Genomic DNA, 7,275 nt, shown 5'->3' with positions numbered 1-7,275 from the left:
GCTTACACGTTCCGCGAGAAGAAACCTTCACTTAATATCAGATTCACTCAAGCTCTTCCACTTGTAGGGTTGTGATTCTTATGTCGAACTCACGTTAAAAATATGTTTTGCCACGTAACTTGAAATCAAACAGGGGATTTCCTTGGCACGTAATATTAGCTGGTTTGTAGAATTTCGCAGCGTTTAAAATGAGTTTATTTCCGCGTTTTCCCAGTGCGATTATTCTTCTACGCTTTCCATTTGGTAAGTTAAGTCTGCTGTAGGTTACTGTTCCAGACTCACGGCTTTTTCCCCCGAAAAACTGGGAATCCTTTGTTTTCGTCCTATTTTTGCCATACTAGACCAAGAAATCTACATTGTTAGTCTTGAAAGGTGAGATTCAGATAGTTTGTCTGTTTAAAAACATCATCCATTAATTCACGCACAGGATGCAAATTCTCATCCGAAATCTGTACAAACAAGCTGCCTGATCCGTGCTGCGATTCTTTCGCTTGAAACAATTTATCGTGCAAATAAGTCAAATAAAAATGGATGTTCAATTCGCAGGTGTCGCGGAAAGGTTTAATCATTTTTAATGAGTGATCAACTAGGGAATCTAACTTTATCGTCATGGTGGTAACTAAGTACTTCTAAGTTCTGTTTTTTCGTGTTTAGGATCTGATTAATGCTTTCCTGCGCGTTGTTTTTCGGCGTCGGAGCATTTAGTAGTGATTGCTGTAACTCTAGTGAGAATTCAGCGTCCTGCAGAACTTTTTGCTAGAACTTTTTAATTGATTCATTGGCTGTTTTAATAGGTTTCGATTTAGTTTTTCTGATGTTTCTGCTAAAAACTATAAATTAGTTACTATTATCAACCTTTGTTATATAAGAAGTTAATGATAATAATAATTGAACGTCAATTTCTGTATAGTTATAAAAATGTATTAAATATCAGGAAACTGAATAAAATTTTTCGTCTGTATAAAACGAGAATTTTATTTGGATAATTTGTGGATAAAATTGAAAAATTAATTTTTTTTCTTGTTATCCAAAAACTATACAGATTTTATCCACAAAGTTTTAATAATAATCACAAAGAAAATTTAATTACTTTTGTTTTTGTTTTATTTGCCGATGCTAAAGGTGACGATATAGCGGATGCGTTATCCATGGCAGCAATGGGTAAAGTTAATTTTTATGCTGATCAGTAGCAGGATGCTATTTGGGGGCTATTGACAGAAGTTGGTCTTCCGCTATACGAAGGTACGATCTCTTAGGGAATCAGCGAGCTTGCGAGGGAAGATTTGATTAGCCGCCACGTTCCCTGTTTAGTTAACCAGCACTAACAGAACAAATCCTTGAAAAACTCGGTACTTTCAGTCTGAAAGACTATTTTTAAAGGACTAGAAGTATTTTGATTGTTTTCTTGAAGCTATTTTTTTCTAAAGTTGCTCGTTTTTTGAGCAGTTTTTTAAATTTTCTATTAATTCCTGATTTTTTATCCTTATTCGCACACCTTTGGCGGATTTTGGGCATACTATCTCTATGTGTGAATCGGACTATCAGCCCATCAGACTTCCAATGTGCACATAATTTAAAATAGTGTGGCTTTTAAAGTTCTAACGCAGTTAATAGGTTTTTCAATGGTCTGCTAAAGCCAACTAAAAAACTTACTCTTGCCCCAGTTAAACGTGTCACGATAGCAAAAACATGATTACCAATTACAGCGCTATTCCAACTGCTCTTCTTGCCACTACGGCGGACGCGATACGCTACAGAACACAAAGCTTATTATGGCTTGCCGCCATCTATCTGCATACAGTAGTGGTGCTTGTCGGCCTATTGCCTCCATGGAGCCTAGTACTAAGCATGGTGGTGTTCGTAGTGCGCTGGATGCTTTCTACCCATGAGCTGTTACATCTTCGTAGCGCTTGTGAAGTTGATCCAATAACGCGCTTGCTGCCACTGTTACTTACTCCATTACAATTAGGCTATCGTGAATATCGCGTCATTCATTTTCGCCATCATCGCTATATGGCCACGCCGCAGGATCCTGAGTACTTTCAGCTGCGGGGTGGCAAGCTGAGGGGGTTCATCAATGCGATGAGTGCGCCTGAGCAAAGTTATTTCCGCTGGATCACGCAACAAGGGTTGGATGCTCAATTACTGCGCGGCACGCTTATGCGGTTGGTGTTGTTCGTGGCACTAGTTGGCGCCAGTGGATTGACCTTCTTCTGGTACTGGGTTCCACTGCGCTTTGCTTACGGAGTGAGCTACTTTTCTTTTTTCTACTGCTTGCACCGCAGAGGCGAAGCCTACGGTGTTTATCCGCAAAAATTTTCACCGGGTACTGCCCGTTTATTTGCGCTGTTGTTCGGACGGGACAGTCTTATGGCTACCTGCCATCATGATATTCATCACGCCCATCCACATATTGCCGCACGACATCTCGCCGCTACACGTAATGTGTTGCTTCGCTAGCACGTCAATGAGCAACATTATTCATGCTCTTCCTAACATTTTCATTCTGAATTATAAATGTTAGATTTTCTTATTTACTCGGAGAATCATATGCCCCGGCCAGTTACCCCATCACTTGCCTGCGACACCATTATCGAACTTATCGATTATCCAAATCGTCCTATTGTCTTAATCGAGCGCGCCAATCCACCTTATGGCTGGGCCATTCCTGGGGGATTTGTCGATGTCGGTGAAATGATGGAACAGGCAGCGGTGAGAGAAGCGCGAGAAGAAGTTAGATTAGACATAAAGTTGGTCGCCTTGCTCGGTCTTTATTCTGATCCAAGTCGTGACAGCCGTGGACATACCGTCACCGCAGTTTATGTAGCCGAAGCTTTTGGCATTCCAGAGGCAGCCGACGATGCCAAAAACTGTCAGATATTCAGTGTAGATAATCTACCTCAGCTTTTGGCTTTCGACCACAGTCAGGTACTCTTTGATTACCTCAATTTTCGTGCAACCGGAAAAATAGCGCCGTTACGTGGTGTTTCTGTTATTGAAAGTAGCTGACAATAAGTCGTTGTTATGCATCATATTACCCACGTAACAGTTTGTTCACACAAGTTTTTCATTATTCAGCAGCAGAATGATGAAAATAAAAGCCCAACGTCATCGGGGGTGTGAAAATATTCAGCTTTTTGTTTATATCCCCTAAACGCGAGTTTCGTTTCTGGGTAATCTTTTCCTGATTTTTAAGAGCTACCCAATATTGGCTAATCCCTGAAATTCTGATATTGCAGTGGAAAATCGGTAATAGATTTCTTGACGAATGCAATACAGTCCTGCAGGTCATCACGGTTCTTGCCGGTAACGCGCACGGATTCACCTTGGATACTGGCTTGTACTTTTAATTTGCTTTCCTTAATCAGCTTGACGATTTTCTTCGCCAGTTCGGTTTCCACTCCCACCTTCACTGTGCAGGAACGCTTCACTTTGTTGCCGCTGACTTTCTCGATCTTGTCACTGATATCCAAGGAACGGATGTCCACGCCACGTTTGCTTAGCTTGGTATTGAGAATATCCTGCACCTGACTCAACTGGAATTCATTATCAGCATACACGGTGAGCACCATTTCAGCCTGTTCCACGCGCGCGTCTGAGCCTTTGAAATCGAAGCGCGTGCTAACTTCCTTATTGGTTTGTTCAGCTGCGTTCTTGACTTCAGTTTTATCTACTTCGGATACGATATCGAAAGACGGCATGTTTACTCCTTGTTAGCAAAAAAACGACAAATTATTAGGGATTAGCGTAATCAATACCAGATCTTGAGAAAAGAGGCGCTACCCTTTCTTATTAAAGTCACGCATGAAAAAATATAAAGTAGCCTTTCTTTTTCCGGAGTGTACCGTATAAGAGGGATAATTCTAGGTTTTATAAGAGATGTGTAAAGTTATCTGCCACGTGCATGTTCTTGTGCGCGCAATTACTCACACCACTCGAATTTCTGGATTTTACATCGCAGTTCTGACTGCGAAGGGCTTATGCCGACTTGGTTAGCGAACTGTTGTATAGCAGTTTTACAATTTTCTAGGGCCATATTTTCCGCTTGCTCCCTATCCGGTGCCCGCGCTAATCCAAGTACTCCCATCAAGTTATATCCTTGGTTTGCTCTACAATACTGGTGACCACAATAATAGTTAGGATAATAGCTAATCACCCATTGGCAGCATGCTCCCCATCCTTCTCTTTGGGGACTTAGGAAATAATCTAAGGGTACAGCCAGAACCGAGGCAATTCCTTGGTAATTGAATCCAGCTTTGTCAACGAGATCACCTTGCAAGACTTCGCCACGATTATCAACATGGCTGATTACGATATTCGATTGAGGTTGCTTAACACTACAGAGATCAGTCTCATATTTTGCTTGTAGTTTTTCTTGATGCGTTGCACAACCAATTAGGATACTAACTGAAAGCGCTACAAATGCCAGCGGTAGTCTCATATTTAATTATTACAATCTTAGTTTATTGTTAAATTAGCTGAAGTAGAAATCAAAGGTAAATCTTTAAACAAATAAATCATTGCCATCATTTAAATTTGCTCAAGTAAATAAAACCCTATCACGTAATCTCTTTCAATAAAAGCCTCTTTAATAAAGATAATAATACGTTAAATAGAAGAATCCTCATCGATATTACTTATAGCAAACTCCTGTTAACGGACTAATTCCGATACAACGCTTATCCACAATTTCCGTGGATAAGGTTGTGGGTAACTGCTTTATGTTGAGGAAGGGTAATATTTATTCCTAGCGCTGCAAAAAGATGCAGATCCGGATTCTTACCACAGTAACGTTAGTGAGGCTAAGTGTCGAGGTTACTTTGTCAGCCAAAGTGGCAGCTGTATTAGAACTTTTCCTCAGTTTGAGTAATCACGTTACCATGTAGTTTTGTAAGGGACATAGTTGCCACTCGCGTGAATCCCAGCCAAAGCAGGATAAAAGTGCCCAATTGAGGAATCTAGATCGAACGGTTAGATAAAGTTTTAACTGCTAAATTGATAGCGCCAAACTTGGTGCATGAGCAACACTCTGATCATTGCTAACTTCAGACTTTACCTAGCCGCAACAATATGTAAAAAAAATCGACAAAACAGATCAATACCAGAAGCAGAGAAGAAAAACGACTTAAAACAATTGAGCTTTATTATAGGATGATGGTAAAGGATAACCAAGAGGCAAGCAATAATGCATACGTATACAATTTTGTTCCTTAAGAGAGGAACATAGAAAAAATAGCCATATGATCAGGCTGTTGCGTTATTGGGCGAGTAAATCAAGTTATCAAGCATGCTCAATTGAAGCACGGGCCACGCCACAAGGGCGTGCCCCGTGGTAATGATGCCTGGAGCAGGGAAGTTACTTGCTTATCCCAGCTTTGCGAGTATTCCGTTCATGTCTGCTTCAGAAAAAGCTCTCAAAGTGAGGGTGCGAACATTGCCTGCGGCACCAATGTTTGCCACCAATGCCGCCATGGATGCATCGTCAGGCGCTTCAAATATATCAACAATATCGTAGCTTCCTAACGTCCAATAGATCTCTTTGGTAATAACTCCAAACTTCTTTGCTAATTCACGTATGGCATTTGCCCGCTTGGTAGTGTCCTTGATGTTGCGAATTCCTTGATCGGTGAAATTATTCAAGACAATGTAGATCGCCATGATGAACCTCCTTCGCAGTATTTGAGGCCGCCGGAAAGAAGACTACTGCTGATGGCACTGGCCTCTGATAGTGCCGTTGCATCTTGTTTTCTTTATATTTTGCAGGCTAATTGTTTCAGTACTTGGTTGTCAATGCCAAAGTTGAAAGCTGAGATTCTGGTACAAAAAATACGAGTTTGTTCATGCCACTTCAATAATTTTGGAAAAAATTCTATTTTGTCGAAATTTTTTACAAAATTATCTGTTAATGGTGATTCATTGATTGATTGATGAGCGCTATATAAATCAAATCTGTTTAAAAACAATGATATGAGTTAATTTTTCTTCAAATGGCATACTTATTGCTAGATATTGAGAGAAGGCAGCATTAAATTCAAATTAAGCATTTTTTAGAATTTAAGATTGAGTCAGACAAAGCATGACTTAAACGAAGCAATTCTGGCTAAGATAGGTACTGATGAGGTATCTTTTCAGGCTTGTTATTTGCTTTGTATTTTTATGATTCTTAATGAGTTTCTAATCTCCGATGTTAGCCATCGGGAATTCCCGCTTTTAAGACTAGCCTATGTAATTTTTTAGAAAGGTCTGCTTATGAATGCAAATATAAATATAGTTGACAAAGATCAGAGTCAAGGCAAGCGACTTACGCCAGCGCTATACACATTGTTAGAAGCATGTCTTGAAATGAAAACAACTAATACCAAAGTGCTTGCGGCTCACTTATGCCGCTCTCCTGCAACCATTCGAACCGAGTTTCAGCGGATTCTTACATTTATGGATGTACATTGCAGGTATGAGGCATTGCGAACAGCAGAAGAAAATGGATTTATCCGACGCAAGCGAAGATAACGAAGATAAGTTGGCAAGAAATTCAGTAAAGGACTGCTGATGCTAAATTTATCATTCTCACCTTTATTGGCAAGGAAATGCTTATGACATATTAACCATATATGTCACTGTTGCTTTCTGGAGGTACTTCATCTGGGTTGCAGTAGGTATGCTGTATCTCCTAGCGCGACAGCCAGATTATAGATCGCATGGTAGCTTTTTTAGTGCTTCTGCTATTGAAGGATAAAAAGAGTATGCCTATGCATTATTCGACTGTTTTTTTATTCCTAACCATCACTATGCAGCAAAGCGTGATCATGTCTCGTGAGGTTTGCTGACTGAATGAATGGTGAATTCTTCGTTTTGCTCTAAAAATTACAGCAATTCAGGTTATTTTCTACTTTTATCAATGAGGATATTTGCTTAACTTCTCTAGAGATAATTGGCATAGTGACACGATGTATCGATAAAATAGGACAATATCAGTAATTGGTAGCTGATCTGCCTTCTCTTAATTTACCTCCTGTGCCCAATGGAGGATATCAAATCTCAATATCGCTGTTTCGTATTATCTATCATAATGTGCCATGGTGTGCCATGGCCGCTACCATAACAGTATGGGATAGCTGGGGAGGCTGGTTGAGTGTGGATTAGTCTTCAAAGCATTGGTATCCACAGCCACGAAAAACACTAGATATAGCCAATCACATATAAATTGATTATAATTTGTGAATGACCTATCCAGTATCATTTCGCCGTAAGGTATTATCCGTTCGAGAGAAGGATGGC

Annotated in this window: 8 protein-coding genes; 5 read left to right on the top strand and 3 right to left on the bottom strand. The window is 40.1% G+C overall.

Translation table 11 applies throughout. The features are described 5' to 3' along the window. Positions 1 to 989: 989 nt before the first annotated feature. From BLV54_RS14085 to BLV54_RS14075, 3 genes are all read left to right on the top strand, one after another. Complete coding sequence (locus tag BLV54_RS14085) at positions 990 to 1,190, top strand: hypothetical protein (RefSeq protein ID WP_090572248.1); 201 nt, start codon at positions 990 to 992, stop codon at positions 1,188 to 1,190. A gap of 499 nt (positions 1,191 to 1,689) precedes the next feature. Beyond that, positions 1,690 to 2,460, top strand: a complete 771-nt coding sequence (locus tag BLV54_RS14080; protein WP_090572247.1) for a fatty acid desaturase — start codon at positions 1,690 to 1,692, stop codon at positions 2,458 to 2,460. Between the two features lie 90 nt (positions 2,461 to 2,550). Next, positions 2,551 to 3,009: an NUDIX domain-containing protein gene (locus BLV54_RS14075; RefSeq protein WP_090572246.1), complete on the top strand. Its 459-nt coding sequence runs from the start codon at positions 2,551 to 2,553 to the stop codon at positions 3,007 to 3,009. A 203-nt stretch (positions 3,010 to 3,212) separates the two neighbouring features. Here the strand turns inward: BLV54_RS14075 and BLV54_RS14070 are convergent, their stop codons facing one another. The 3 genes from BLV54_RS14070 to BLV54_RS14060 all read right to left on the bottom strand — a co-directional run bounded on the left by BLV54_RS14070 (position 3,213) and on the right by BLV54_RS14060 (position 5,658). Continuing rightward, on the bottom strand, positions 3,213 to 3,701 hold the full coding sequence (locus tag BLV54_RS14070; protein WP_090572245.1) for a YajQ family cyclic di-GMP-binding protein: 489 nt from the start codon (positions 3,699 to 3,701) through the stop codon (positions 3,213 to 3,215). A gap of 221 nt (positions 3,702 to 3,922) precedes the next feature. Continuing rightward, positions 3,923 to 4,441: a hypothetical protein gene (locus BLV54_RS14065; protein WP_090572244.1), complete on the bottom strand. Its 519-nt coding sequence runs from the start codon at positions 4,439 to 4,441 to the stop codon at positions 3,923 to 3,925. 923 nt (positions 4,442 to 5,364) lie between these two features. Then, the gene (locus tag BLV54_RS14060) at positions 5,365 to 5,658 is read right to left on the bottom strand and encodes a GYD domain-containing protein (protein WP_090572243.1); all 294 of its coding nucleotides are present in this window, start codon (positions 5,656 to 5,658) and stop codon (positions 5,365 to 5,367) included. A 591-nt stretch (positions 5,659 to 6,249) separates the two neighbouring features. Here BLV54_RS14060 and BLV54_RS14050 point away from each other — a divergent pair. Together BLV54_RS14050 and BLV54_RS16260 are read left to right on the top strand one after the other, a co-directional pair. Then, complete coding sequence (locus BLV54_RS14050) at positions 6,250 to 6,507, top strand: helix-turn-helix domain-containing protein (protein WP_090572241.1); 258 nt, start codon at positions 6,250 to 6,252, stop codon at positions 6,505 to 6,507. Positions 6,508 to 6,975: 468 nt separating this feature from the next. Further along, positions 6,976 to 7,140 (top strand): hypothetical protein, encoded by a 165-nt coding sequence (locus tag BLV54_RS16260; RefSeq protein ID WP_176969789.1) that lies wholly within the window; start codon positions 6,976 to 6,978, stop codon positions 7,138 to 7,140. Positions 7,141 to 7,275 lie beyond the last annotated feature (135 nt).

This window comes from Nitrosomonas sp. Nm33 (assembly GCF_900107265.1).
In the GTDB taxonomy this organism is placed as follows: domain Bacteria; phylum Pseudomonadota; class Gammaproteobacteria; order Burkholderiales; family Nitrosomonadaceae; genus Nitrosomonas.
The sequence above is the reverse complement of the archived record's forward strand: the minus strand, read 5'-3'. Positions and strand labels throughout refer to the sequence as shown.

Bases quoted from the DNA above. Each gene is read 5' to 3' on its own strand.
- BLV54_RS14080 (WP_090572247.1), top strand. From the start codon at position 1,690: ATGATTACCAATTACAGCGCTATTCCAACTGCTCTTCTTGCCACTACG.
- BLV54_RS14075 (WP_090572246.1), top strand. From the start codon at position 2,551: ATGCCCCGGCCAGTTACCCCATCACTTGCCTGCGACACCATTATCGAA.
- BLV54_RS14070 (WP_090572245.1), bottom strand. From the start codon at position 3,701: ATGCCGTCTTTCGATATCGTATCCGAAGTAGATAAAACTGAAGTCAAG.
- BLV54_RS14065 (WP_090572244.1), bottom strand. From the start codon at position 4,441: ATGAGACTACCGCTGGCATTTGTAGCGCTTTCAGTTAGTATCCTAATT.
- BLV54_RS14060 (WP_090572243.1), bottom strand. From the start codon at position 5,658: ATGGCGATCTACATTGTCTTGAATAATTTCACCGATCAAGGAATTCGC.
- BLV54_RS14050 (WP_090572241.1), top strand. From the start codon at position 6,250: ATGAATGCAAATATAAATATAGTTGACAAAGATCAGAGTCAAGGCAAG.